General features: G+C 66.1%; 21 protein-coding genes and 1 tRNA gene. 7 read left to right on the top strand and 15 right to left on the bottom strand.

Features of this window, described 5'->3' with window-relative positions:
* Nucleotides 1-65: 65 nt before the first annotated feature.
* The 3 genes from KZ498_RS09625 to KZ498_RS09615 form a co-directional block, all read right to left on the bottom strand.
* Nucleotides 66-1622, bottom strand: coding sequence for a DUF790 family protein (locus tag KZ498_RS09625; protein WP_312618471.1), 1557 nt, complete (start codon nt 1620-1622; stop codon nt 66-68).
* A 76-nt stretch (nt 1623-1698) separates the two neighbouring features.
* Nucleotides 1699-2970 (bottom strand): TIGR00341 family protein, encoded by a 1272-nt coding sequence (locus KZ498_RS09620; RefSeq protein ID WP_312618470.1) that lies wholly within the window; start codon nt 2968-2970, stop codon nt 1699-1701.
* Nucleotides 2971-3086: 116 nt separating this feature from the next.
* The gene (locus KZ498_RS09615; RefSeq protein ID WP_312618469.1) at nt 3087-4421 is read right to left on the bottom strand and encodes a DEAD/DEAH box helicase family protein; all 1335 of its coding nucleotides are present in this window, start codon (nt 4419-4421) and stop codon (nt 3087-3089) included.
* 89 nt (nt 4422-4510) lie between these two features.
* On the opposite strand from KZ498_RS09615, the gene KZ498_RS09610 reads away from it, so the two are divergent.
* A complete protein-coding gene (locus KZ498_RS09610; protein WP_312618468.1) occupies nt 4511-5596 on the top strand; it encodes a right-handed parallel beta-helix repeat-containing protein in 1086 nt (361 codons plus the stop codon).
* Between the two features lie 99 nt (nt 5597-5695).
* A tRNA-Pro gene (locus KZ498_RS09605) sits at nt 5696-5766 on the top strand.
* A gap of 223 nt (nt 5767-5989) precedes the next feature.
* Here KZ498_RS09605 and KZ498_RS09600 read toward each other — a convergent pair.
* Together KZ498_RS09600 and KZ498_RS09595 are read right to left on the bottom strand one after the other, a co-directional pair.
* Complete coding sequence (locus KZ498_RS09600) at nt 5990-6271, bottom strand: hypothetical protein (protein ID WP_312618467.1); 282 nt, start codon at nt 6269-6271, stop codon at nt 5990-5992.
* A 63-nt stretch (nt 6272-6334) separates the two neighbouring features.
* The gene (locus tag KZ498_RS09595; protein WP_312618466.1) at nt 6335-6613 is read right to left on the bottom strand and encodes a winged helix-turn-helix domain-containing protein; all 279 of its coding nucleotides are present in this window, start codon (nt 6611-6613) and stop codon (nt 6335-6337) included.
* Between the two features lie 315 nt (nt 6614-6928).
* Between KZ498_RS09595 and KZ498_RS09590 the strand changes: the two genes are divergently transcribed.
* Both KZ498_RS09590 and KZ498_RS09585 read left to right on the top strand, forming a co-directional pair.
* Nucleotides 6929-8395, top strand: a complete 1467-nt coding sequence (locus tag KZ498_RS09590; protein WP_312618465.1) for a DUF4397 domain-containing protein — start codon at nt 6929-6931, stop codon at nt 8393-8395.
* Nucleotides 8396-8498: 103 nt separating this feature from the next.
* Nucleotides 8499-9749, top strand: a complete 1251-nt coding sequence (locus tag KZ498_RS09585; protein ID WP_312618464.1) for a mandelate racemase/muconate lactonizing enzyme family protein — start codon at nt 8499-8501, stop codon at nt 9747-9749.
* Between the two features lie 79 nt (nt 9750-9828).
* Here KZ498_RS09585 and KZ498_RS09580 read toward each other — a convergent pair whose 3' ends face one another.
* The 8 genes from KZ498_RS09580 to KZ498_RS09545 all read right to left on the bottom strand — a co-directional run bounded on the left by KZ498_RS09580 (nt 9829) and on the right by KZ498_RS09545 (nt 18985).
* Nucleotides 9829-11190: a PAS domain-containing protein gene (locus KZ498_RS09580; RefSeq protein WP_312618463.1), complete on the bottom strand. Its 1362-nt coding sequence runs from the start codon at nt 11188-11190 to the stop codon at nt 9829-9831.
* A 52-nt stretch (nt 11191-11242) separates the two neighbouring features.
* The gene (locus tag KZ498_RS09575) at nt 11243-12880 is read right to left on the bottom strand and encodes an AMP-binding protein (RefSeq protein ID WP_312618462.1); all 1638 of its coding nucleotides are present in this window, start codon (nt 12878-12880) and stop codon (nt 11243-11245) included.
* Entirely contained in the window at nt 12873-13727 is an 855-nt protein-coding gene (locus KZ498_RS09570) for an alpha/beta hydrolase (protein ID WP_312618461.1), read from the bottom strand. The genes KZ498_RS09575 and KZ498_RS09570 overlap by 8 nt, the downstream gene beginning before the upstream one ends.
* A gap of 61 nt (nt 13728-13788) precedes the next feature.
* Nucleotides 13789-14952, bottom strand: coding sequence for a branched-chain amino acid ABC transporter permease (locus KZ498_RS09565; protein ID WP_312618460.1), 1164 nt, complete (start codon nt 14950-14952; stop codon nt 13789-13791).
* Between the two features lie 133 nt (nt 14953-15085).
* Nucleotides 15086-16075: a branched-chain amino acid ABC transporter permease gene (locus KZ498_RS09560; RefSeq protein WP_312618459.1), complete on the bottom strand. Its 990-nt coding sequence runs from the start codon at nt 16073-16075 to the stop codon at nt 15086-15088.
* Entirely contained in the window at nt 16072-16770 is a 699-nt protein-coding gene (locus tag KZ498_RS09555; RefSeq protein ID WP_312618458.1) for an ABC transporter ATP-binding protein, read from the bottom strand. The genes KZ498_RS09560 and KZ498_RS09555 overlap by 4 nt, the downstream gene beginning before the upstream one ends.
* On the bottom strand, nt 16767-17573 hold the full coding sequence (locus tag KZ498_RS09550) for an ABC transporter ATP-binding protein (protein ID WP_312618457.1): 807 nt from the start codon (nt 17571-17573) through the stop codon (nt 16767-16769). Before KZ498_RS09550 ends, KZ498_RS09555 begins: the two co-directional genes overlap by 4 nt.
* 2 nt (nt 17574-17575) lie before the next feature.
* Nucleotides 17576-18985 carry an ABC transporter substrate-binding protein gene (locus KZ498_RS09545; RefSeq protein ID WP_312618456.1) on the bottom strand — a complete coding sequence of 470 codons (1410 nt, stop codon included), beginning with the start codon at nt 18983-18985 and terminating at the stop codon, nt 17576-17578.
* Between the two features lie 319 nt (nt 18986-19304).
* On the opposite strand from KZ498_RS09545, the gene KZ498_RS09540 reads away from it, so the two are divergent.
* A complete protein-coding gene (locus KZ498_RS09540; RefSeq protein ID WP_312618455.1) occupies nt 19305-20192 on the top strand; it encodes a universal stress protein in 888 nt (295 codons plus the stop codon).
* A 284-nt stretch (nt 20193-20476) separates the two neighbouring features.
* On the opposite strand, the gene KZ498_RS09535 is transcribed toward KZ498_RS09540, so the two are convergent.
* Both KZ498_RS09535 and KZ498_RS09530 read right to left on the bottom strand, forming a co-directional pair.
* Nucleotides 20477-21292 (bottom strand): high-potential iron-sulfur protein, encoded by an 816-nt coding sequence (locus KZ498_RS09535; RefSeq protein ID WP_312618454.1) that lies wholly within the window; start codon nt 21290-21292, stop codon nt 20477-20479.
* Nucleotides 21293-21517: 225 nt separating this feature from the next.
* A complete protein-coding gene (locus tag KZ498_RS09530; RefSeq protein WP_312618453.1) occupies nt 21518-22222 on the bottom strand; it encodes a helix-turn-helix domain-containing protein in 705 nt (234 codons plus the stop codon).
* 151 nt (nt 22223-22373) lie between these two features.
* On the opposite strand from KZ498_RS09530, the gene ppc reads away from it, so the two are divergent.
* Together ppc and KZ498_RS09520 are read left to right on the top strand one after the other, a co-directional pair.
* Entirely contained in the window at nt 22374-25070 is a 2697-nt protein-coding gene (gene ppc / locus KZ498_RS09525; RefSeq protein WP_312618452.1) for a phosphoenolpyruvate carboxylase, read from the top strand.
* 76 nt (nt 25071-25146) lie between these two features.
* Entirely contained in the window at nt 25147-25599 is a 453-nt protein-coding gene (locus KZ498_RS09520; protein ID WP_312618451.1) for a universal stress protein, read from the top strand.

Genomic DNA, 25599 nt, shown 5'->3' with positions numbered 1-25599 from the left:
GTCCCGCGGTTCGCTACACGTCCTGCGCGGTTCGATAGCCCCGCTCCCGCGGTTCGCTGCGCTTCTCACTCGCGCGGTTCGATAGTCCCGCCCCCCAGCCCCTCCCAGGCGACGCGGTAGCCCAGTCGGGCGAGGGCGGCGCTGTCGTCCGCGATACCGTACGCCGCCAGTCGCTCGCTCGCCGTCTCGTAGGCCATCCCGGGCTCGATCTGCTCGGCCAGTTCGTCCAGCACGTCGGGGGCGACGAGCGTGCGCCCGACCCGTTCGTGGGCCGGAAAGGCCGCGTCGTCCAGCGCGTCTTCGCTGACGCCGTACTCCGCGGCGAGGTCGGCGAGGGAGACCACCGCGGCGTCCGGTCGGAGTTCGCTGGGTATCTCCGCGGCGCTCTCGCGCACCAGTCGCTCCTCGTAGGGCCGCAGCGCGTCCCGGACGTCTTTCACGCTGACCGTCCCGGAGTACGGAATCGCACGGTTGTCAGTGGCCTCGATTTCGTCGCCGACGCCGAGGGACTCGTCGACGGCGACCAGCATCTCCACGTCCTCCAGCGCGTCGAGGCGAGCGAGCTTCTTCTCGACGTACTCCGGCGTCCAGAACCCCATAATCTCGAAGAAGACGCGGAACGGTGCGTCGCCGTCGGTCCCCACCCCACGCCCCGTGTCTCGAACCCCGGTGTCAGCGCCGGGTCGCCACTCGAAGGCGAAGTCCGGGATGACGACGTGTTCGCCCGCCGCCAGGGGCTCGGGCTCGCGGACGAGGTCCCAGTCGAGGTCCAGCGCACCGAACCGGCCGGCGAAGTCGGCCTCGACGCCGCTGTCGTAGCTGACCTCGGTCACGGGCTCGACGCCGGGAACGGTGACGTCACCGTCCGAAAGGGTGAGTTCCCGCTCGGTGCCCCGGTCGTCGATGGTCGCTGTCAGTTCCCACTCGCTGGCGGTAGCGACCGTTCGCAGGAGGAGAGCGAAGCGGGTGCCGTACCGTCGCGTGTTCGAGAACAGCGCGTCGGGGCCCGTGACGACGACCTCCCGACCGTTCCCCGTCCGGCGAATCTCGTACATCAGCCGGAGGCGTTTGACCGCCGAGACGAGCGCCTTCGGGTCCGACGAGCGGACCCGCACCTCGGTCGCGTCGAACAGCGCCGTCTGCGCCAGCGAGAGGTTGTACTGGGTCCGCAGTTCGGCCGGCCCCCAGCGCGAGTCGACGTCGGTGAGGACCTGTCGCGCGTCCCGGTCCGCGTACAGCGCGTCGGCCAGCGCCGCGGCGTCCGTCCCGAAGTGGTCGGCCGCCTCGGCGAGTGCCCGCTCGCGCTCGGCCTCGCTCACGACGCCGATGTCGGCGGCGGCTTCGAACACCCGTCGGCGGGCGCGGACAGGGTCGACCGGGGCCTGCGTCTCGAACGTGGCCTCCCGTTCGACGAGTTTCGCCAGCCCGCGGACGAGCTTGAAGTCGTCGGCCTCCCGCTCTAGGTCCGCGAGTGCGGTCTCCAGCGTCGCGCGGGACTCGCCGACGTGACCCTGGTAGACGCCGAGCACGCGGGCCGCCAGTCGCTCCGCGTCGGCGTCGGCGAACTGCAGGTGATAGCCGCCGCCGGCGCGAGAGACCCGCAGGAGGTCTTTCGTCAGCACAGGCGTCCCTCCGCCACGGAGCGACAAAAAACGAGGAGTCACGGCGACCAACGCGGCCGCCAGCCGACGCCTGGCGTCACCCTGCCGGATGTCTGTCCACGAACGTGACTTCGACGGCGGCCTCGCCCTCTATCGACCGGCCGACGGCGCCTTCGAGGTCAGAGACCAGGTCCGGATACGCCCGGTCGGCGGGCCGGCTGACCGTGACGGTGACCTCCCGGTCCAGCCGGTAGACCGAGACGCCGCCGAACCGAGTCTGGACCGACTGTAACCGGAGCCGCTCGTAGGATTCCTCGGACAGCACCTCGGTGACGGCGTCGTTCACGGATGTTTCGACCTGCATCTGCTGGGCGGTGACCGTCCCGGCGCCGGCAAAGGCGACAAGCAGCGCCAGGGTGGCGACGACGGTCGGTGCGTACGTCCGAACCGTCTCGCCCGGTGAGCGGTCGGCCGCCCAGTCGACCGGGCGGAACCCGAGTCCCCAGAGGACGAGAAAGCCGGTGAGGTTGATGGACGCGACGTTGACCAGCAGGAGGATGCTCGCGCCGAGCGCGACGGCCGGCAGTCCCCAGGCGATACCGACCCCGACGGCCGCGGCGGCGGGGATGAGCGCGGCGGCGATCATGACTCCGACGAGCGAGACCGGCAGCGCCGTCGCCAGCCCGAACGCCCCGGCGGCCCCCGCACAGAGGCCGACCGCGAGCGAGAGGAAGCCCGGCGAGATGCGCTGGGCGATCTGCTGGACCGTCGTGACGCGGAGCTGGCCGGGGACGAACCCGCTGTGGCGGATGAACAGGCCAAAGAGGGACGCGCTCCCGATAGCGACGGCGAGTCCGAGCAGCTGGTCCCGGACCCCCTCGGCGATGAGCCGCCGGTCGCTGAGCGTCGTTCCGACGCTGGCGATGAGCGCGGAGCCGACCTGCGGCGCGATGACCATCGAGCCGACCACGATAGCCGGGGAATCGAGGAGCAGGCCCGCCGTCGCGACGACTGCGCTCAGGACCGTCATCCCGTAGTAGGTCCCCTGTCCGGGGTTCATGCCGACCGCGCGGCCGCGGAGTTCGTCGTGCGAGATGCGGTCCTCGTGGCGACGGGCCGAGTCCGACTGGTCCGGCCGGGCGGTCTCGGCGTTCCCGACGACGGTGTACCGGTCGGCGTCGAGGCCGGTCGCTTCGAGCGCTTCGAGCACCTCGTCGACGGCCTCCGGCGGGAGCGGAAACTGCAACAGCCACGCCGTCTCGTCGTCGCTCGCCTCCTCGGTCCGGACGTAGCTGATGTCCCGGTCGTCGAGGACGCCGCGGACGCTGTCGAGGGCGGCGTCCGGCACGCGGATGTGTATCAACCGCACTCGGAATCACTCTGTGGCATCGCGCATCTGTCTGCGTCTCGCCGGACGGGGTCATAGTTATCGAGGAGGTAAGACTGGGAGCGTGGGGGAACACCCAGCCGACCACGTACTGCTCGCTATCTACGCCGTCTGGCGACCCGTTCTTCGGCGGTCTCCTCGGTGACGAGTTCGTACAGTAGCGCCCGTCCGCCGTCGGCTTTCGGTCGGAGCACCCGGCCGAGTCGCTGGGTGAACTCCCGCTCTGACCCGCTCCCCGAGAGGACGACGGCGACGTTCGCGTCGGGCACGTCGACCCCCTCATCGAGGACGTTCGCCGTCACGACCCGGGAGTAGGTCCCGTCGCGGAACCGCTCTAAGATCTCCCGGCGCTCGCTCGCGCCGGTCTCGTGTGTTATCGCGGGGATGAGGAACCGCTCGGAGAGGCGGTACACGAGGTCGGTGTGGGCGGTGAAGACGATGATTCGGTCCGCTCGGTGGCGGTCAAGAATCGTCGCCAGCCGGTCGACCTTCCGCTGGGCGTTCATCATCACCTCGCGGGCACGCTGTTTCGCCAGCAGCGCCTCGCGGGCCGCCGGGTCGGTACCGGACCGCTTGACGAGTTCCTGGTAGTCGCTGCCCGACCGGAGCTGGATGGTGGACTGCTTGAGGTAGTCGGTGAAGGTCCCCTGGTGCTCCTCGTAGCGGTCCCGCTCGTCGGGCGTGAGCGAAACCTCGATGCGCTTGATGTCGTAGTCCGCGAGGTGCTCACCGGCCAGGTCGTCGACGGCGACTCGCCGGACGAGCGGCCCGACGAGGTCCTCGATGACCTCGTGGGCCCCGTCCGGCCGCTCGAACGTCGCTGTCAGGCCGAGCCGTGCCGGCGCAGCGAGCAGTCGAGCGATGTCCCGATACCCCTCGCCGCCGAGGTGATGGACCTCGTCGAAGACCACGAGTCCGAACCGGTCGCCGAGTTCGTCGGCCCGCAGGTACGCCGAGTCGTACGTCGACACCGTGATGTCCTCGACGCGCTGCTCGCCCCCGCCCATGCGGCCGACCGGCCGGTCGAACTCCCGCTGTAGCTCGCGCTGCCACTGCTCCAGCAGGTCGACGGTCGGGACCACGACCAGCGTCGGCGTCCCCAGCGCGACCATCGCCGCGATACCGATGACGGTCTTGCCGCTCCCCGTCGGCAGTTCCAGACACCCCCTGTCGTCGGCCGCTCGCCAGGCGTCCAGCGCCGTCTGCTGGTACGCCCGGAGGTCGTACGCCGTCGAGAGCGACAGCGTCGGAAGGGTGGAGACGGCGTCTTCGTACGCCATCCCACGGTCCTCGAGCGCGGCCCGGAGGTCGGCGTACCGGTAGGCCGGCGCTCGCCCCGTCCCCGTCCGCCGGTCGTACTCGACCCCTGGCAGGTCCGACGGCGGGTCTCCCGCCACGCGAACGGTTCCCGACTCGTACGTCAACTCCAGCACACTCCGGGGTTCGTCGGTCCGGCCGATAACGCTTTCGCGGGGTGAAATATCAGTACCGTTTACGTTCGCTCGCGCCCATCGTATCTAGTATGGACGACACGTACACGACACTGCTCGCCCTGCTGTTGTCGGTCGTGCTGACCCTCGCCGTGCTCCCGGCGAGCGTGGCCGGAACACAGACGACACAGGAGACGCTGACCGTCGACAAGGACGGCAGTGCCGACTACCGGTCGATACAGGCCGCCGTGGACGCCGCCACCAGCGGTGATACCGTCGAGGTCCGACCGGGGACCTACTACGAACAGGTCAGACTCAACGAGAGCATCGCCCTCGTGGCACCCGACCGGGCGATACTGGACGGGTCGCGGTTCGTCAACGGGACCGGCGTAACGGTGGCCGGCACCGCCGAGCCGACCGTCAACGGGTTCACTGTGCGGAACTTCCGCGTTGGCGTCGTCGCGAACGGAACCAGCGGCGACTGGACGGTCACTGACACGACTGTAATCGCTGCCGACGTCGGCGTGTATGCACCGAACGCGACCGGGAACTGGACCATCGAGGACGCCGCCGTCGCCAGCACGACCTACAGCGGCGTGTTCGCCCGCGAGACCGGTGGTGACTGGACGATTCGCGACACCCGCTTCGTCGATGTCGGCGGCGACGGCGCCGACGTCCGCGGGTCCACCGGCGACTGGACGGTCGAAGCGGTGGTCGTCGACCGGTCCGGCGCGGACGGCGTCGACGCGTCCGGGACAACCGGCGACTGGACGGTCCGGAACACGGAGGTCCGCCGGAGCGACACCGGCGTCAAAGCTATCGGCAGCGAGGGCGACTGGACGGTGACCGACCTGACGGTCCGCCGAAGCGACACCGGCCTCGTGACCGCCTTCTCCGGCGGCGCGTGGACGCTCGCCGATGCCACCCTCGAGACCCGGGACGTCGGTGTCTTCGCCGCTCGAACGACCGGCGCGTGGTCGATCCAGAACGCGACCATCGAAAGCCGGCAACAGGGCATCCACGCGGTCAAGACGAACGCGTCGTGGACTGTCACCAGTTCGACCATCGCCGTGACTGCGGACCGGAACGCTATCGGTATCGACGCGCGGTCCGCGAGCGAGGGCTGGTCGCTCGACGACGTCACCATCGACAGTCCCGGCGTCGAGGTCGCCGACTGAGACTCACAGGTCTGGCCCCGCCGCCGTCACTGCTTTCATCCCGCCCGGCCGTCGAGAAAACGAAGCTCTTAATTAAACCACCCTCCTCTCCCAGAGTGCGGGACCGTGGGGTAGCGGTATCCTCGGCGCATGGGGTGCGTCGGACCTGAGTTCGAATCTCGGCGGTCCCACTTTTCACGAAGCGAAACGAGGTACCAGAACCGACCAGCGCAGTCGTTCGACGGACCCACGCGCCCGTTCGGCCACAGGAGTCGCCGTCTCCCGCGAATCGTCCGTGCCCTCGCACCTGCACGTCGACAGAGAGAGTTCGTTGTGAGATGCGAGAGGACTGTCAGCGGGAGCGACCGAGACGGGGTCGTTCAAACGGGCAATCGGCGAGAGAGATGCCCGGCGTCACTTCCAGGTGAAGTACGTCAGAACGCCGATACCGATTGTTTCGAGCATCTGGAGAATCATCATCACTTGGACGGCTATCGCGGGCATCGCCGGGGCTGTGAAATAGAAGTACAGGGCAACGGCGTTCTCCGCTAGCAGGAACGACGCGAACACGATAGACCCCAGCGTCAGCGGGGCGCGGATCTCGCGGTAGGTCTGCACCCAGATGGTGATAAGGACGCCCAGCAACAGGATGTTGACGGCGGCGGCGATACGGGCCCCGTTCAACACGAGGCTCATGCTGTGGGCTCCTGTAGTCGGTTCGCTCCCGTTGGTTGTTGGCAGTGGTGTGTCGTGTGCATATCAGTCGTCCACCTGTGTGAGGATTCGTTCGACCGTATCCCAGTGGGTCCTCGCTCGTTCGCTGGGGAGATAGATAACGCCGTAATCGGCGTCGCTGCTGGTGATGACCCCGTTCTCTTCGAGCACGTCGAGATGGTACCTGACTGTGTTGTACGCCAGGTCGAGGTCATCGGCGAGCTGGTTGGCGTTTCGCGGCTGGTCGGCCAGCGCGCGAACCACGCGGGCACGGTTGGGTCCTCCGCGAGTGCCTGCAAGCGTTTGCCAGAGGACCGTCTCCATTCTGGTCGCATTTCCGGTCCAGGTGGCAAGAAGCCACCGACATACGGTCTGCACGCCCAGCTCGGCGGCGAGACGACGCGCCGGTGGAGGCTCGGAGTCGCAGAGCGCGTCGCTCACGCTCGGGGCACAGAATCACCCCCGCCTCCAGCGTGCCAAACCAACTCTCCATGCGTTACAGTTCCGAGAATGGTGGATAAAACAGTTTCGGCAGACCCCCCACAGAGAGCGGTTTCAAACACTCTAGATGGATTTGAGGGAGAATTGAGAGAGACTCACGAAATGTACTATTTAGCTGACACTCCTAGCAGATGATGGATGTCACCAGATACGACTCGACGGCGGATTCTGCTCGGTATCGGAACCGGTGTGACAGTCGGCATCGCCGGCTGTAGCGGGGACGGTGGCGGCGGTGCCGAGGGGCCCGACACCGAGACGGACAGCGGTATGGACACGCCGATGGAGACCGAGACAGAGACCCAGACCGAAGCGGAGACAGATCCGGGGACTGCAGCGGTCCGAGTGGCGCATATGTCGCCGAACGCCCCGAACGTGGACGTCTACGTAGAGGGTGATGTGGTCCTCGAAGACGTTCCCTTCGGTGCGGTGAGCCAGTACCTCGACGTGCCTGCGGGAGAGCGATCGGTCGAGATTACCGCCGCTGGCGACCCGGACACGTCGGTGTTTTCGGGGCCCGTTCCAGTGGAAGCGGACACGGAGTACACTATCGCCGCAGTCGGTGAAATCGGCGACGACGCCGACCAGGCGTTCGAACCGCTCGTACTGGAGGACGACAACAGCGACCCCGGCGGGGACACCGCACGCGTCCGCCTGGTCCACGCCTCGCCCGACGCCCCTGCCGTCGACGTGACCCTCGCGTCGAACGGGGACGCGCTGTACGACGGCGTCGAGTACGGCGGCTCCGGCTACGTCGAAGTGCCCGCCGGCGACTACACGCTGCAGGTGCGCGGTGACACGGAGAACAACGACGGCGACGTCGCCGCGGAGTTCGACGTGAGCCTGTCCGGTGGCGAGGTGTACACCGCCTTCGCCGCGGGCTATCTCACGCCGGACGACGACCCGGCGGACACGCCCTTCGACCTGCTCGTGACCCAAGACACGGGCGACGGCGACACGGAGACCGAAACCGAGTCCCAACCGGCGAGCGTCCGAGTGGCGCACATGTCACCGAACGCCCCGAACGTAGACGTCTACGTCGACGGCTCGGTTGCCCTGGAAGACGTGCCCTTCGGCGCAGTCAGTGACTATCTCGACGTCCCCGCTGGCGCGCGAACGGTCGAGATTACCGCTGCCGGCGACTCGGAGGCGTCGGTGTTCGAGGGCGACGTGACTGTCGAGAGCGGCCAGGCGTACACCGTCACAGCGGCCGGCGAAATCGGCGAGGAGGCCGACGAGGCCTTCGTGCCGCTCGTTCTCGAAGACGACAACACCGCGCCGGGTGCTGACACCGCGCGGCTCCGCGTGGTACACGTCTCCCCCGATGCCCCGGCTGTCGACGTGACGGCCGAATCGACCGGTGACGCGCTGTTCGACGGCGTCGCCTACACGGAGTCTGGCTCCGTCGAGGTGCCGGCCAACGACTACACCGTCCAGGTCCGCGGTGACACGGAGAGCAACGACGGCGATGTGGTGGCCGACTTCGACGTGACTCTCGAAGGGGAGCAGGTGTACACGGCCTTCGCGGCGGGCTATCTCTCGCCGGACGACGAACCGGCCGACACTCCCTTCGACCTGATTGTCACACAGGATACAGGCGGAATGTAGCGGTCCACAGGACGCCGTGGGCGCTCCCCGCCGGTATCAGACACGGTCGACCGTGAGGGACCATTTCCTCTATACTTTTGTGACGGGACTAGCAAGCGGGGGTATGGGAAAGGCAAACGACGTAGACTACGCTGACCTGCACGACCCCAACGCAGAGTACACGATGCGGGAGCTCTCCGCGGAGACGATGGGTGTCACCGCCAAGCGCGGTGGCGGCCGCGACGTGGAGATCACTGACGTCCAGACGACGATGGTCGACGGGAACTTCCCGTGGACGCTCGTCCGCATCTACACCGACGCAGGCATCGTCGGCACGGGCGAGGCCTACTGGGGCGCGGGCGTCCCGGAGCTCATCGAGCGGATGAAACCGTTCGTCGTCGGCGAGAACCCGCTCGACATCGACCGCCTCTACGAGCACCTCATCCAGAAGATGAGCGGCGAGGGGAGCGTCGAGGGCGTCACCGTGACGGCCATCGCGGGCATCGAGGTCGCGCTGCACGACCTCGCGGGCAAAATCCTCGAAGTCCCGGCCTACCAGCTGCTGGGTGGCAAGTACCGCGACGAGATGCGCGTGTACTGTGACTGTCACACCGAGGAGGAGGCCGACGCCGACGCCTGCGCCGAGGAGGCGCGTCGCGTCGTCGACGAGCTGGGCTACGACGCCCTGAAGTTCGACCTCGACGTGCCCAGCGGGCTGGAGAAGGACCGCGCGAACCGCCACCTCCGCCCGGGCGAAATCCGCCACAAGGCCGAAATCGTCGAGAAGGTCACCGAGGAGGTCAAAGACGAGGCCGACGTGGCCTTCGACTGTCACTGGACGTTCTCGGGGAGCTCGGGCAAGCGCCTCGCGGAGGCCATTGAGGAGTACGACGTCTGGTGGCTCGAAGACCCCGTCCCGCCGGAGAACCTCGAAGTGCAGGAGGAGGTCACCAAGTCCACGACCACGCCGATCACCGTCGGCGAGAACCGCTACCGCGTCACCGAGGAACGCCGGCTCATCGAGAACCAGGCCGTCGACATGATCGCGCCGGACATGCCGAAAGTCGGCGGCATGCGCGAGACGCGAAAGGTCGCCGACGTGGCGAACCAGTACTACATCCCGGTCGCGATGCACAACGTCTCCTCGCCGATTGCGACGATGGCGAGCGCCCACGTCGGGGCCGCGGTCCCGAACTCCCTGGCCGTCGAGTACCACTCCTACGAACTGGGCTGGTGGGAGGACCTGGTCGAGGAGACGGTCATCGAGGACGGGTACATCGAGATTCCGGAAGAACCCGGCCTCGGCCTGACGCTTGATCTCGACGCCGTCGAAGAGCACGTCGTCGAGGGCGACACCGTCTTCGACGAGGCGTAACGTTCAGACCCGCCGTTTGGTGTTGGCTGGGGCGGCACTGGGTGTTCCTGTCGGGACACTCGAGATCACGGCGACGCGGTTACGCCGACCCGAACTCGACGCCGGTGACTCCGAAGCGAGTTCCGCCGTCGTCGCTTTCCGTAGCCGTCATCGACCAGCCGTGCGCCTCGGCGATTGCTGCGACGATTCGGAGCCTGACCCCGTGTCCCGAACCCCCCTCGAACACGGTCTCGCCCTCGTCCGTCGGACTTTCGGCGCCGTCGTCGGCCACGTAGAAGCCGTCGTCCAGTTCGCCGACGGTGAGCGTCAGGTCGGCGGCCGTCCCCTGTGACTGTGACAGCGGGGTCGTCCTGTGTTGCTCGCCGGTATCTGCCCGTCTCTCGGTGCGTGGCGCTTGCCCGTGCTCTACGCTGTTGCGGATGAGGTTCTCGAACAGTTGTCGGAGTCGGCTCGGGTCCGCCCGGACCACGGCAGCGGTCTGTATCTCGAGCGTCGCGTCGCCAGTCTCGACGGTTTGCCAGCACTGCTCGACGACCGTCTGTAGCGGCACCGGCTCGGTGTAAAGCGTTGCTTCGCCGTTCCGGGCCAGCGTCAGGCGGTCCTCGGTGTGCTGTCCGATGGAGGCGTGTCCCCGCTCGACCGAATCGAATCTCGACTCGCGTCGCTTCCGCTCGGTGATATCGCGCGAGGCACCGACGATTCTGGTGACTGTGCCGTCCTCGATAACCGGTTTCGCCTCGGCCCGTATCCAGCGCTGTTCGTCGTCCGGCCGGGTGATGCGAAACTCGAGGTCGACGGACTCGCCCGCCGAGACGCGCTGCATCGCCTGGATGACCCTGTCCTGGTCTGTCGGGTGAATCGCCGTCATGAACTCCGCGGGGTTGGCTTGCAGTGAGTCGACGGAACGCCCGTAGAGCCGTTCGTACGCCGAGTTGACGAACTGTATCTCGGTCCAGTCCCCGGAGAACACCCACAGCAGTTCGCTGGACTGCTCTGCCAGTTCTGTGAGTCGCTGTCTGGTCCGGACCGCGGTTCGGGTCGCCCGGCGACCCTCGACGAGCAGCCGAATCCGGTTTTCGAGGAGGTCGCCGCCTCCGGCGTGTGCGCCTCTGCTGAAAGCGTCGGTGACCCCCCGCGAGACGGCGTCACTGGCGACGGATGCCGACTCGGTCAGCAGGAGAATCGGGACGTCGTCGTCCCTCTCGCGAACCGCATCGACGAATTCCCAGATGGACCGGTCGGGGAGCTCGTCCGCGGTGACGATGGCGTCGGCGGCGTTCGCTTCGAAGCGGTCGAGCGCACTATCGGCCCGTTCGGTCGTCGTTACTGTGAGCGAGTCCGGCTCCGGTGTGTCCGGGTCCCCGACAGCCCCGTCGAGTAGCGGGGCGTCGCCTACCTGCAACACGTGTATCGACTCCGCCGTCGCATATGTGTCAGCCATTGTGTAAATAGAACTGCATCTCCCCTCTTGAAGATACGCCTGGATTACTGCATCAGGGACCGAACCGGTCCGAAATCGCACCCCGGTCGATCTTGTCCGGGCCGCTGGTCGGCATTGACTCGACAAAGGCTATCTCGCGGGGGTGTTTGTACCGCGCCAGGCGGTCGTCGAGGAATTCCCGAAGCTCGTCGAGTGTCAGCGCATCCGCGTCGTCCGTCGTGACGCCGGGCGCGGGTTCGATGACGGCCTTCCCGACCTGTCCCCACCTGTCGTCGGGTATTGGAATCACGACGACGTCAGCGACCGATGGGTGGTCGGCGATAGCGTCCTCGACCTCCGCGGGGTAGACGTTCTCGCCGCCGCTGACGAACATGTGTTTCGTGCGGCCCTCGATGTAGTAGTAGCCGTCCGCGTCGACGCGGGCGAGGTCGCCGGTCGACACCCAGCCGTCGCCGAACGTGTCGGCGGTGGCCTCGGGATTGTCGAGATAGCCCGTCGCGGCGTGGGGCGAGCGCAACTGGAGTTCGCCGACGGTGCCGGGGGCGACTGTCTCGGGCGGGTCAGAGGAACCGTCGTCGTCACCGCTGCCTTCGGGTTCGACGACCCTGGCGTCGACGTGCATCACCGGCTTACCGACCGAATCGGCCTTCTCGCGGGGCCAACCCTCCGGCATCGCGAAGTTGTTCGGGCCGCACTCGGTGAGGCCATAGCCCTGCGAGAGGTCGACGCCGCGGTCCCACCACGACTCCATCACGCTCTTGTGGCAGGGGCCGCCGCCGGACTTGGCAAAGCGGAGCGTCGAGAGGTCCGTCTCCGTCCAGCGGTCGTGGTCCGTCATCATCCGGAGCACTGCGGGGACGGCGACGAGGACGGTCCCGCCCTCTTCGTCGATTGTCTCTAACACGTCGCCGGGGTCGAACTCGCGAGCGATGACGACCGTCCCGCCCATGTGCCACAGCGGGACGGTGAGGACGTTCCAGCCGCCGGTGTGAAACAGCGGGAACACCATCGGCGTCACGTCGTCGGCCCGCAGCCCCCAGGCCGTAATCGTGTTCAGGGAGTTCCAGACGATGCCGCGGTGGGTTAGTTTCGTCTCCTTTGGCGTCCCCGTCGACCCGCCGGTATGCAGGAGGAGGTGCGTGTCGCCGGGGGCCGGCGTCGCCGTCTCGACGGGCACGTCGTCCTCGGGGAGGGCCGAAGCGTAGGGCGTGCTGTCGAGCGTAGAGACCGAGGACGCGCCGTCACTTGCAGTTGCGAGGTGGAGGATGCGTGGAGCGGCCGCGTCGGCTGTCTCCAGGGCGACCGAGACAGTGTCGGCGAAGGGGGCTTCGACGACGAGTATCTCCGGGTCCACACGGTCGAGCAGCGCAGCGAGTTCGGGGGGCGCGAGCCGATGGGACAGCGGAGCCAGCCGGTTCCCGGTCTTGCCGGTGGCGAAAAACAGGTCGACGACGGCGGGCCGGTTCCGCGAGACGACGGCGACGGTCCCGGCGGCATCACTGGCAGCGCCGACGCCGTGCTGCCGGAGGAGGCGAGCAGTCCGGTTCGCGCGCCGGTCCAGTTCGGCGTAGGTGAACCGCCGGCCGGTCGTCGCGTCCACCAGCCCCTCGCGGTCCGGCGTGAGCGCGGCCCGGCGTTCGCTCCAGGCACCGACCCACTCCTGTGGGGTGCCGGGACCGGGCTCAGACATCGTCGATGAACTCCCGGATCTGTGTGTTGACGCGCTCGTACTCCTCGATGAACAGGAGGTGCGGGCCGCCGCGAACGGTGACGAAGTCGGCGTTCGGGAGGCCACGGGCCAGCAGTTCCCCGTTCTCGTAGGGGACCACCTCGTCGGCGGTCCCGTGGATGACCAGACACGGCTCCGTGATTTCACCGAGCCGGTCCGACGCGTCGAACGCCTGAACGGCTGCGCCCTGCCAGTCGAGCGCCTGGTCGCTGGCGTCGCTGTCGATGCGCCAGTCGACGATGCGCTCGATGAGGTCCTCGTGGGCTTGCATGAACGACTCCGAGAGCGCCGGCTGCATCTTGTACCGCCGGAGTTCACGCTCGTCGAGGTCCTCGGGCACGTCGAACATCCGCTGCTGTGTCTCCTCGGGGACGGGAGCCGCTTCGGGGCCGCCCGGCGACGTACACATGAGCGTCAGCGACTGTGCCCGGTCGTACTCCAGAGCGTACTGCTGGGCTATCATCCCGCCCATGCTGGCCCCGACGACGTGGGCCTGCTCGACGCCGGCATCGTCGAGAACGACCTCCAGGTCGCCAGCCATCTGGCCCATCGTGTACGGGCCGTCGGGTTCGTCCGAGTCGCCGGTGCCGCGGTTGTCCCACACGATAGTCTGGTACTCCTCGACCAGCGCCTCCTGTTGCCACAGCCACATCCAGCGGCCGTAGCCGATACCTTCGACGAAGACGACAGTCTCGGCGTCCGGCGGTCCGTCGCGTTCGTAGGCGATGTCGACGCCGTCGTTGGTGGCGTATTGCATACTCCCTGGTTCTTGTTGAATGTCCTTCAAGTGGTCCGGTTCTGCGCTCATTGCGCTACCGCCTCCACTTTCGGTCGGTCAGGCGGTCCGGCGGTCGTTTGCACAGCGTTGGTCATTCCGAGTCACCCCGGAGCTTTGCTGGCAGCGCCTCGGCGAACGTCCCGCCGAGACGCGCCCGAAGCGTCCCCAGCAGTCCGTCGGGGACGTAGAGGACGAACAGCACGAACACGAGCCCGACGTAGAGGCTCGCGTGGCCGTTCAACAGCAGGTCGATGAGGCCGCCGATGGTCGTCTCTCCGACGAGCGTCGCGTCCAGCGTTTCCTGGCCAAGCAGCGCCCGGAGATACGGCAACAGGCCGCCGCCCTGTCCGGCCTTCGAGAGGAACTCCCGCACCGTCTCGTCGAACAGGTGGCCGTACAGCGAGCCGGCGAGCGTGCCGAAGCCGCCGATGATGCTCGCGAGCAGGGCGTCGCCGGTCACCAGGAAATAAAAGGAGTTCTCCGGGCTGGCCGAGCGCTTGAACCCGGCGAACAGTCCGCCGGCGACGGCGGCGAAGAAGCCGCTGATGGCGAAGGCCCCGAGCTTGTACAGGTAGGTGTTGTAGCCGATGGCGACGGCCCGCTCCTCGTTTTCGCGGATGGCGATCAGCACCCGCCCGAAGGGGGAGTGGATGACGCGCTGCATGGCGAAGTAGCAGACGAGGACGACCAGGCCGATCATGTAGTAGGACACCTCCGTCCCGGACAGCGTCGACCCGAGCAGCGCCACCTCGTCGCCGGTCAGCACGCCGATAGACAGCGAGAGCTGGTCGATGCCGGGGACACCGATCTGGAACCCCTCGGCGTGGCTCGGCCCGACCGCCGGGCCGTCGCGGGGGTTGGTCGCCACGTAGTCCCAGCCGCGGACGAACACGTACAGCACCTGCGCGAAGCCGAGCGTGATCATCGCGAAGTAGACGCCCGACAGCCGGAACGACACCAGTCCGACCAGGATCGCCAGCACGACGGCGATGAGGCCGCCGACCACGAGCGACAGCATGAACGGCGTCCCGGGGCCGAGCAGCGGGACCCGCCCGTTGGCGATGAGGATGACTGTGTACGCGCCGGTGCCGTAGAACACCGCGTGGCCGAAAGAGAGGTAGCCGGTGTAGCCGCTGATGAAGTCAAAGGAGATGGCGAAGAGCCCGAAGTACAGCACGCCGACCATCGTCTCCACCGTCGGCAGGAGCATCTGCGTCTCGGCGCCCACCGGCGAGTTCAACAGCGTGTGATACACCGGCGGGTACAGCGCCAGCAGGGCAATGACGAGTACGTGGGCGGTGTGGTCTCGCAGGTACTCCCGGGGCCACCCCGTCTCGACAGTCGTCGCTGGCGCCGACGCCGCCTCGGCGTCGGCCTCGGGTTCGGCGCTAATGGCCCCCCACCTCCTCGACGCCGAACAGGCCCTGCGGGCGGACGATGAGCGTCACCACGAGCACCAGAAACAGGACGAGTTCCGGCAGGCCCGTGAACTCGATGGCGTTCTGGAACCACCAGGTCGTCACCGCGTCGGCCATCCCCACCACGAGGGCGGCGACGACGGTGCCGCGGAACGTCCCGAGACCGCCGACGATGACGACGATGAACGCCGGCAGCAGCGTCTCGGCCGCGAGCGGCACGCTCGCGCCCCACGTCGGGTCCCACATCAGTAGCGTGCCGGCCGCGCCGGCCAGGCCGATACCCAGCGCGAACACGACGGTAAACACCTGGCGAACGTCGATGCCGAGTGCCGACGCCATCTCCGCGTCCTCGCTCCCGGCCCGGATGTACAGGCCGTAGCGGGTCCGCGTGAGGAACGCCCAGATGCCGACGACGGTGATAGTTCCCAGGAGTATCTGGAACAGCGACATCCAGCCGGCGCTGACGGGGCCGAGCGCGACCGGTTCCCGGAGGAACTGCGGCTTGGTCGCCAGGGCGGCCTGCCAGTCAGACAGCGGCTGGAGGTCGTAGACGCCCAGCACGATGCGGACGACCTCCTCGATGACCAGCGTCAGCCCGAAGGTCAGCAGTATCTGGTATATCGGGGGCCGGTCGTACAGCGGCCGGATGATGGTCGTCTCGATGGCCCCGCCAAGCACCGTCAACAGCGCGAACACGACGACGATGGCGACGAAAAACAGGCCGAGGCGGGTCAGCGGCGCTGTCCCGCCGGTGACCGTCACGACCATCAGGAGGCCGCCCAGGTACGCCCCGACCATCGTCAGCGACCCGTGGGCGAAGTTCAACACGCCCATCAGCCCGAAAATCAGCGTGAGACCGCTTGCTATCATCACGTACAGCGCCGACTTGGCGAGCCCGTTGACGACGACCCCGCCGAGTTCCCCGAGCGTGAGAAACTCCGCGAGCGCTTCGAGTATCATGCCGACAGGTACCTCCTGAACCGCTCGTCGTCGGCCGTCACCGCTGCCGTCTCGCCGTCGTCGACGACGCGGCCCTTGTCGAGGATGTAGAACCGGTCGGCCAGGTCCAGCGCCAGCGGGAGGTTCTGCTCGACCAGCAACATCGTCACGTCCTCGCTCGCGTTCGACAGCGCCTCGGCCACGTCGGCGACGATCTGTGGGGCCAGCCCTTCGCTGGGTTCGTCGACCAGCAGCAGGTCGTTGTCGCCGACCAGCCCGCGGGCGATGGCGAGCATCTGCTGTTGGCCGCCCGACAGCGTGCCTGCGTCCTGGCCCCGTCGCTCTTCGAGGATGGGGAACGAATCGAAGGCCAGGCGGAGGCCCTCGCCCACGCCGTCGGGGTCCGGTATCGCCGCCCGGAGGTTCTCCTCGACGGTGAGCTGGCCGAATATCCGGCGGTCCTCCGGAATCCAGCCCAGCCCGCGCTCGGCGACCTCGTGTGTCTCCAGCCCGACCAGCGACTCGTCGCGGAACGTAATCGACCCCTCGCGGGGCGGCGTCAGCTGCAGAATCGTTCGGAGCGTAGTCGTCTTGCCGACGCCGTTGCGCCCGGCAAGCGCGACCACTTCCCCTTCCTCGACCGAGAGGTCGACCCCTTCGAGGATGTGGCTGTCCCCGTAGTAGGTGTGGACGCCGTCGAGTTCGAGCAGGCTCACGCCGTCCCCTCCTCCGGGTCCGGGTCGGACCCCGCCGTACTATCGTCCAGAGTGCCCGGTTCGTAGCCGCCGAGATACGCCGACTGCACGTCGGGGTTGGCTCGCACCTCCGCAGGCGGCCCGTCGGCGATGACCGCGCCCTGATGCAGAACGACGACGCGGTCGGAGACGCCCATCACGATGTCCATGTTGTGCTCGACCAGCAGGACCGGGTAGTCCTCGGCGACCGCTTCGATGAGGTCCCGTATCTCGTCGACGCTCTCCGAGGAGACGCCGGCATTTGGCTCGTCCAGCAGGAGCACCGCGGGGTCGCCGGCCAGCGCGATAGCGACTTCCAGCTTGCGCTTTGCCCCGTGGCTCAGCGTGCTCGCGAGGTCCCCGGCCCGGTGGGAGAGCCCCACCCGGTCCAGAATCCCGTGGGCACGCTCGGTGAACTCGTCGTAGTAGTCGACGTTGCGCCAGAACGTCGTGGCGTTGTCGCTGTGGGCCTGTTCCGCGACCCGGACGTTCTCGAGCACCGTGCTGTCGGGGAAGACGTTCGTCACCTGGTAGGACCGGTGGATGCCCTTGCTGGCCGTCTCGTGTGGCGAGGCGTCGGTGATGTCCTCCCAGGCGCCGTTCCGCCGGAGTTCGACCGTCCCCGCGGTTGGCGAGAGGCTCCCGGTCAACAGATTGAAAAACGTCGTCTTGCCGGCCCCGTTCGGGCCGATGAGCGAGCAGAGTTCGGCGTCGAGTTCGAAGTCGACGCCGTCGACGGCCTTGAGCCCGCCGAACTGCTTTGTCAGCCCCTGTGTTCTGAGCATGCCTACAGTGAACAGCCCATCTGGTCGCTGTCCTCGGGGATAGTGGTCTCCTCGGCGCTGATGCGGGCCAGCGGCTCGCCGGGCATGATGGCCGCGCCCCAGTTGTCGGCCCACTCGTCGGTCGTCGGAATAGGGTTCGCGACGGTCATCGCCGACCGCGCCTGGTTGTTGTACTCCTGGAAGGTGTAGCCGTTCTCGCCTTTCGGCGTGTCGGTGACGGTCATCCCCTTCAGGGCGTCGGCGATGTCCGCGCCCTCGGTCGACCCGCTCTCCTGAATCGCCTGGTGAATCGCCGAGGCGCCCGTGAACGTCCCCGCCGTGAACAGGTCCGGGACGACGCCGTACGCGCTGGTGTAGCTTTCGACGAAGGCGTCGTTGATCGGGTTGTCGTACTGGTTCCAGTGGTAGCGGGTCGTGAACGGCCCCAGCTGTGAGCCCCTGATCTTCTCCTCGGTCAGGGGCTCGCCGAGCACGCTCTGCATCGTCCCGCCGACGACGTTGTTGGTGATTCTGGTGGCGAACCCACCGAACACGCGATAGGAGTACTCGCCCGAGAGGAAGGCGTTGAACATCGCCGGGAGCGTCGCGACGGTGAACCCGCCGACGACGCCTTCGGCCCCGGCCTCCTCCGCGTTGTCCAGCAGCCCGTCCCACTCGGCGTACCCCTGTTCGACGAACCGCTCCCCGACGATATCGACGCCTTCGGCTTCCAGCACGTCCCGGTAGTTGTTGACGACCGCGCGGCCGAAGCTGTAGTCCGCACCGAACAGGTAGACGCTCGAAACGTCAGTCTCGTTTGCGACGTACTTCCCGCCGGAACGGGCGTCCATCGCGGTGTTCTCGCTCGCCCGGTAGACGAGGTCACTACAGGTCTCCGAGTTGGACGTGATGCCGGCCGACGCGGCCGGCCCGAGCATAATCGGGACCTGCGCCTGATTGACGACCGTCGTGACGACGCGGCTCGCTACCGCCGAAGAGGTACAGCCGGCGAGCATGTCGATGTCCTCGTTCTCGACGAGGTTCGTCGCCGCTGTCTGGGCCGTGTCCGCCGAGAACTCCGTGTCCCGGACCAGGAGCCGGTACTCCGTGTCGCCGGCGGTTATCGTCAGTTCGCCGCTCCCGGCGTCTGTCGGCGGGTCCGTCTCTCCCTTGTACGCCAGCCCGGACAGGAAGCCCCACAGCGCCTGGTCGCCGTAGTATTTCAGGTCGCCGGCGCGGGGCTGCAACACTCCGATGCTGACCGTCTGTGTCGAGGTACCGGTCGATCCGCCGTCTGAGCTACTGTCCGTCGTGCCGCCGTCCGAATCGTCCTGTTCAGTCATGGATGAGTCGTCACCGACACAGCCGCCGAGCCCGACGACACCGACACCGAGCGCGCCGAGAACGCGCCGCCGTGTGGTCGTATCCTGCATAACAGATTATTGTAGACTCGCCGGCCACATAGTGTGTCGAGTTAACATGTTAACGCGACGGGACAGAGAACAGAGTTGTACCAGAGACACACCACTCGGAACCGGGACTGGTGTTCCCCGCCCCCCTTCGCCGGGTTGTCTGTTGGTACCGTCTGCCCGCTGACCGATGTGAGTGTTATCAGAATCGAACAGCGTGGGACCCCATCCGTTGAAACCGGGCGAGTACGCAAGACGAGGACAGCGGTTCCCAGAGGTAACAGACCACATTGTGGTGCGAACCGAAACTAGCGTTAAATCAATCGCGTGTCAAGTTGTCTGCATGAGCCAGACAGTAGACTCGGTTCTCGTCCCGACCGACGGCAGTGAAGGGGCCCGGATAGGAGCGCGACGGGGAATCGACCTCGCCGCCACAGTCGGTGCCGACCTCCACGTGTTGTCAGTCGTTGAAACCCGTGACATCGAAGGAGGTCTGGATTCGCATGAGCAGACCGAACGGGAGCAGCTCCTCGAAGAGGAGGCAAAAGGGGCGGTCGATTCAATCGCGAGACTCGCCCGGACTCACCTCTCTGGTCGAATCACTACCGCTGTCGAGCCTGGCATCCCGTTCCAGACGATCAACGACTATGTCGATACGCACGACATCGACCTCGTCGTTATGGGGACCCAGGGGCAGACAGGGTTCGAACGGGTTGTACTTGGGAGCGTTGCAGAGAGGACTGTCCGGACCGCAGCTGTCCCGACCATCACGGTAACTCCGGATGCGGACATCGTCGAAGTCGGCGAGCAGCGGTACGAAAACGTTCTTCTGCCGACCGACGGGAGCGAGGGGGCAGAACTCGCAATCGACTGGGGGATTACTCTAGCCGGGCTGTTCGACGCAACGGTGCACACCGTCTATTCTGTCGACACGAGTCGGTTCGGAAGCGCCGAGGGGACAGAGATTCACGGGTCGCTCGAGCAAACCGGACAGGAGGCGCTTGAGACGGTCAAAGAGCGTGCCCGGGCAGCAGATGTCAGTCTCGCCGGCAGTCTCGCAAGCGGGCCGGCTGCACGCACAATCCTCTCCTACAGCGAGGAACACGATATTGACCTCATCGTGATGGGAACGCACGGCCGATCCGGCCTCAGTCGATACCTTATCGGCAGCGTCACCGAGACAGTTGTACGTAACGCAACTGTACCGGTCTGTTGTGTTCCGATGCAGTGAGTATCGGTTCGAACTAGCTCCTGCTCTTCTCTCTTGAGATTCCGAAATCACAGTATGGGCAGTCTGCATTATCCAGCGAGTTGTATGGCGTTCTGCATTTGGTGCACTGCTTGGTACGCTTCAACATAGCCTATCGTTTATTCGCCCAGTATAAAACTGTTTTGCGACACATAACCTATGTATTTGACCTAATTAGTAGACAAACATTCAGTGAATTTCGAAATTCCATACAACTATAGAATTTACTATCCCCGTCCATCACGCCCTCGCTTGGCCAGAGACAGTCAGAGTTCTTCGCTGACGTGTTCCCAGACCGCACACCAGTCTTCGACTGCGATGAACCCCTCGACCTTCGCACAGGCTCCCCACGTGTCGCCGTTCTTGTCAGGGATGAACTCGGCACAGTTTCCACAGGACTGCCCTGGGGGAGCTATCCCTTCCTCGATCGCGTCCACGGATTCCATCAGGTTCACTTCTTCGTGGCTGAAGAGGTCCTCCGGGTCACGCGACTCCCCGACCTGTGAACTCGCCGTCCGGTACTCCTCCGGAACCTCGGCCGTCGCCAGTTCCGCTTCGGACATCCCCTCGGGAACGTCTGGTTCGGGTAACGCCTCGTAGATTGTACACCAGTCTGCGCCGTCGATGTAGCCTTCGACCTCCGCGCAGGCACCGAACCTGTCGCCGTTCATGTCCGGAATGTAGTCAGCACAGTTCGCACAGCAGGCTCCCGGCGTGTGTGCTTCGTTCTCCCGGGCTTCGTCGTATTCGGAGAAACTGACTTCCGCTTTCGTGTGTAACGCATCCGGGTTGCGCTGCTCGTTCCCGAGCGACGTCGCAGACAGGTATACATCGGGTACGGGTCCCCTCTCGAACTCTTCTGCCGTGACTCCCTCTGGAAGTTCCTCGTCTTCCTCGCCGTCGTCGTCCTCATCCTCGTCGTCGTCTTCTCTCTCGCCGGGTTCTGTCGCCTCGCCTCCGTCACCCGTGTCGCCGACACACCCGCTCAATGCAGCTAGGCCCACCGTCGCCACGAGGTAGTTCCGTCGACTCCACACGTCGTAGTTCGATGCTGAGTCGCCCCACGATTTGCTCTGTTGCATAATTGTAAATTCACTATCATGATATAAATACATGAACTATACTCCAGCGGCGTGAGAACGTCAATCAGGCCGGGTTTCTCCACGGTTGGCTACTGGAGCCAGTCTCCAGAATGTCCTCTCTGTCTCTCGAAGGTCGCTCGTCTCGGAATTCAGGGGTTCAGTGACACAGCCAGGGGGCTCCCCGGTACTGACCCGTTCTGCCGGTGTCCCGTTGGGGTCGCTGAATCAGTCGTCGATATCCTCTAAGACGTCGACGACGCGCTCGACCATCTTGCGCTCTCCGCGCCGGAGGTTCTTCGAGACGGCGGGCTTTGACACGCCGAAGTCCTCGGCCAGCGACCCCAGCGTCGCGTCCCGGGGCGACTCGAAGTAGCCCTCGGAGACGGCGGTTTCCAGCGTCTCCCGCTCGGTGTCCGAGAGGTCCCGGCAGCCGTCCACGAGCGTCATCGCCGCGCCGGCGTTTTTCACGAGGTCCTGGAGCTGTGGGAGCGTCGTCGACGTCCGCTCGATCAGGTCGTACTCGTTGTCGCGGTCGAGTTCCGAGAGCGTCGTATCGGCGTCCCGGCCGCGGTCGAAGCCGACGTGCCAGGTTTCGCTGCCCGCCTCGATGTGGAACGGCCCGGTGATGTAGCCGCCGTTGTCTCTGATGGTCTGCATCGCCGCCGTCTCCTCGATAGTCGTCCGGATGTGGGCGGCGTTGCCCTCGCGGCGCAACAGCGCGCAGTCGTTCATGTTCTCGTGGGCCTGCAACCGGTCTAGCCCCGTATCGAGGACCCCTGCATCCTCGGCCTCGACGACCATCCGCGTCTCCAGCTCCCGCGCACGCTGGTCGAAGTCCCAGTGTACCGCCGCGAAGGCCACGTCGTGGTCTGCCGTCGTGTCGATGAAGGGGCAGTCGTACTGCTCCATGTCCAGGGCGATATCTATCATTGGCAGTCCACTGTGTCATGTGACGTTCGTGTGATACGGTAAAGAATCCCACGATTGCTGATATCTATTTCTCCGCCGGGTTTTTCACGAACGTCTATCCCTGATACACCGTTTCAATAGTGTTTTAGGGCTCGCTTCTGGAGAAGTTGGTATGACTTTGCACGCCAGAGAGATTAACCAGGACGTACGGGAGTTGGGTGCACTCCTGGGCGAAGTGCTGGAGGCACAGACGTCGACCGAGGCGTTCGAAACGGTCGAAACCATCCGAACGTCGTGTATCGATTACCGGCGCGGCGACGCCGAGACCCGGGACGAGGTCCACCGGGCGCTGAACCGACTGAACCCGGAGACACAGGACATTGTCGCACGTGCGTTTACGACGTATTTCGAGCTTATCAATCTCGCCGAGGAACGCGAACGGGTCCGCGAAATCCGGGAGGGCAGCCAGGAGGGGATTCTGGCCGACAGCGTCGAAGAGGCCGTCCGGGACCTGGCCGACCGGGGAGCGGACCCGGCGGAGTTCGAGCAGGTACTCGAAGACGTCCTCATCCAGCCGACGTTCACGGCCCATCCCACCGAAGCCCGCCGGAAGACAGTGAAGGCGAAGCTCCGGTCGGTCGCCCGCGACATCGAGAAGCTCGACGAGCGGCGGCTCACCGACCGCGAACAGAAGCGCATCGAGCGCGACCTCGACGCCGAAGTGACGAGCCTCTGGCAGACCCCGCAGGTCCGGGACCGTCGCCCGGAGGTCACCGACGAGGCGCTGAACGTCCAGTGGTACCTGGAGAACGTCCTGTTCGACGTCATCGACGAGGTGTACGACGAGCTCGAAAACACCCTCGAAGACGTGTACGACGAGGACATCGACGTCGACACCCTCTACGAGTTCCGCTCGTGGGCCGGGTCCGACCGCGACGGCAACCCGTTTGTCACCACCGAGGTGACCGAGGAGACGCTGGAGCGCCAGCGCGAGACCGTGCTCCCGCTGTACCGCAACAAGCTCAAGGAGCTCTCCGGCGTGTTGAGCCAGGACGCCTCGAACATCGCGACCGACGCGCTGTTCAACGAGCGACTGGACCGTCACAAGTCCAGGCTCCCCGGCGTCGCCACGGAGGCCGAGGAACGGTACCCTGACGAACCCTACCGTCAGAAGCTCCGGCTGATGCGCGAATCCGTCATCCGGGTCAGCGACGTCCGGCAGGGCGGCTACGAAAACGAGGAGGAACTGTTGACCGACCTCCGCGTCATCGCCGACAGCCTCCGGGAGAACGACGCCGAGGTCATCGCCGAGGCCCACGTCGACCCGCTGGTCCGCAAGGTTGAGACGTTCGGCTTCAACCTCGCCAGCCTGGACCTGCGCGACCACCGGAAGATGCACACCGACGCCATCGCCGAGGCCGTCGACCGGCAGGGCGTCGACTACGCGGCGATGGACGAGGACGAGCGCGTCGAGTTCCTGACCGAAGCGATCCTCCAGGACAACGCCGTCATCGACATGGAGGACACCGAGGGCCTCTCGGAGGACGCCACCCGCGTCCTCGACCGCTTCCGTGCGGCCGCCGACTGGCAAAACGAGTTCGGCATCGACGCCATCGACACCTACGCCATCTCCTGGTGTGAGGAGCCCAGCCACGCGCTTGAGGTCCTGTTCCTGGCCGACCAGGTCGACATCGTCGACCTGCCCGGCTACTGCGGGTTCGACGTGGTCCCGCTGCTGGAATCGGAGTACGCGCTCTCGGGAGCCCGCCGCATCATGGGCACCCTGTTCGAGAACGAGGCCTACTCCCAGGCACTCGAGGCCCGGGACAACGTCCAGGAGATCATGCTGGGGTACTCCGACTCGAACAAGGAGAACGGCTTCCTCGCCGCCAACTGGTCGCTGTACAACAACCAGAAGCGGCTCGCGGACATTACGAACGACCACGACGTGGAGATGCGCCTGTTCCACGGTCGCGGCGGCTCCATCTCCCGCGGTGGCGGCCCGATGAACGACGCCATGCTGGCCCTGCCAAACGAGACGGTGACCGGTCAGATCAAGTTCACCGAGCAGGGTGAGGCCATCGCCGAGAAGTACGCCAACCACGACATCGCCGAGCGCAACCTCGAACAGATGCTCAACGCCCAGATCCGGGCGCGGAAAAACGCCATCGAGGAGCCCGTCGAGGAGATTCCCGAGGAGTGGGAGGCGGCCATGGAGACGGCGGCCGACGCCGCCCGCACCGAGTATCAGGACCTGCTCGAGACCGACGGCTTCGTCGAGTTCTTCGACCAGGCGACGCCGATCACCGTCATCGAGAACCTCAACATGGGGTCCCGACCCGCCTCGCGGAGCGAGGACCGCAGCGTCGATGACCTACGGGCCATCCCGTGGGTGTTCTCCTGGACGCAGGCCCGCTGTATCATCCCCGGCTGGTACTCCATCTCGACCGGACTTGACGCCTACCTCGAAGACGGCGGCGACATGGAGACCTTACAGGAGATGTACGAGAACTGGCCGTTCTTCCGGACGAAACTCGACAACGCGTCGCTGGCGCTCGCCCGAACCGACCTCGAGATCGCCGAGGAGTACGCCGACCTCGCCGACCCCGACCTCCGGGAGCGCATCTTCCCGCGCATCGTCGAGGAGTACGAGGAGACGGTAGAGAAGGTGCTCGAGATCACCGGCCAGGACGGCCTGCTCTCGCGTGACTGGCTGGAGGAGAACCTGGAGCGCCGGAACCCGTACGTCGACCCGCTGAACCTGTTGCAGGTCCGCCTGCTCCAGCAGTCCCACCGGACCGAAACCGAGCGCCGGACCCTGCGGCTGACCGTCCAGGGCATCGCGGCCGGGATGAAAAACACCGGATAGCCGGGCGTTGTAAACGACTTACAACACTCGTAGTACCTTCCGAAGGATTTACCCTTCCGCCAGGAGAGGGGCCAGTATGGCACTAGAAACAGTTCTTCTAGCAGTTGGACCGAACGACGCCGACCGAATCGACGAACTCGCGGACGCGGTTCTCGATATCGCGGGCCCGGCCGACGCGACAGTCGTCGTTGCCCACGTATTCACCGATGACCAGTACGACGGCGTCGTCGACAGGCTCGAGTTCGAATCGACCGGCGAAGCCGACCCGAACGAGGTCGCCGACCGCCACACGACCGTCCGGGAACTCATCTCCCGGTTCGACGATGCCGGCCTGACGACGGAGGTCCGCGGTGCTGTGGGCAACCACGGCGAACAGATCGTCGACCTCGCGGAGACGACCGCGGCTGACCTCGTCGTCGTCGGCGGCCGCAAGCGCTCGCCGACCGGGAAGGCCGTCTTCGGCTCCACCGCACAGGAAGTCATGCTGAACGCGCCGTGTCCGGTCACGTTCGTCCGCGGCGGCGAGTAG

The organism is Haloarcula sp. 1CSR25-25, assembly GCF_032027985.1.
GTDB lineage: Archaea > Halobacteriota > Halobacteria > Halobacteriales > Haloarculaceae > Haloarcula.
The sequence above is the reverse complement of the archived record's forward strand: the minus strand, read 5'-3'. Positions and strand labels throughout refer to the sequence as shown.

Coding starts and splice junctions, on each gene's coding strand:
- KZ498_RS09595 (WP_312618466.1), bottom strand. CDS start 6,613: ATGGAGACGGTCCTCTGGCAAACGCTTGCAGGCACTCGCGGAGGACCC.
- KZ498_RS09520 (WP_312618451.1), top strand. CDS start 25,147: ATGGCACTAGAAACAGTTCTTCTAGCAGTTGGACCGAACGACGCCGAC.
- KZ498_RS09535 (WP_312618454.1), bottom strand. CDS start 21,292: ATGCAACAGAGCAAATCGTGGGGCGACTCAGCATCGAACTACGACGTG.
- KZ498_RS09575 (WP_312618462.1), bottom strand. CDS start 12,880: ATGTCTGAGCCCGGTCCCGGCACCCCACAGGAGTGGGTCGGTGCCTGG.
- KZ498_RS09545 (WP_312618456.1), bottom strand. CDS start 18,985: ATGCAGGATACGACCACACGGCGGCGCGTTCTCGGCGCGCTCGGTGTC.
- KZ498_RS09530 (WP_312618453.1), bottom strand. CDS start 22,222: ATGATAGATATCGCCCTGGACATGGAGCAGTACGACTGCCCCTTCATC.
- KZ498_RS09610 (WP_312618468.1), top strand. CDS start 4,511: ATGGACGACACGTACACGACACTGCTCGCCCTGCTGTTGTCGGTCGTG.
- ppc (WP_312618452.1), top strand. CDS start 22,374: ATGACTTTGCACGCCAGAGAGATTAACCAGGACGTACGGGAGTTGGGT.
- KZ498_RS09580 (WP_312618463.1), bottom strand. CDS start 11,190: ATGGCTGACACATATGCGACGGCGGAGTCGATACACGTGTTGCAGGTA.
- KZ498_RS09570 (WP_312618461.1), bottom strand. CDS start 13,727: ATGAGCGCAGAACCGGACCACTTGAAGGACATTCAACAAGAACCAGGG.
- KZ498_RS09600 (WP_312618467.1), bottom strand. CDS start 6,271: ATGAGCCTCGTGTTGAACGGGGCCCGTATCGCCGCCGCCGTCAACATC.
- KZ498_RS09560 (WP_312618459.1), bottom strand. CDS start 16,075: ATGATACTCGAAGCGCTCGCGGAGTTTCTCACGCTCGGGGAACTCGGC.
- KZ498_RS09585 (WP_312618464.1), top strand. CDS start 8,499: ATGGGAAAGGCAAACGACGTAGACTACGCTGACCTGCACGACCCCAAC.
- KZ498_RS09590 (WP_312618465.1), top strand. CDS start 6,929: ATGTCACCAGATACGACTCGACGGCGGATTCTGCTCGGTATCGGAACC.
- KZ498_RS09540 (WP_312618455.1), top strand. CDS start 19,305: ATGAGCCAGACAGTAGACTCGGTTCTCGTCCCGACCGACGGCAGTGAA.
- KZ498_RS09550 (WP_312618457.1), bottom strand. CDS start 17,573: ATGCTCAGAACACAGGGGCTGACAAAGCAGTTCGGCGGGCTCAAGGCC.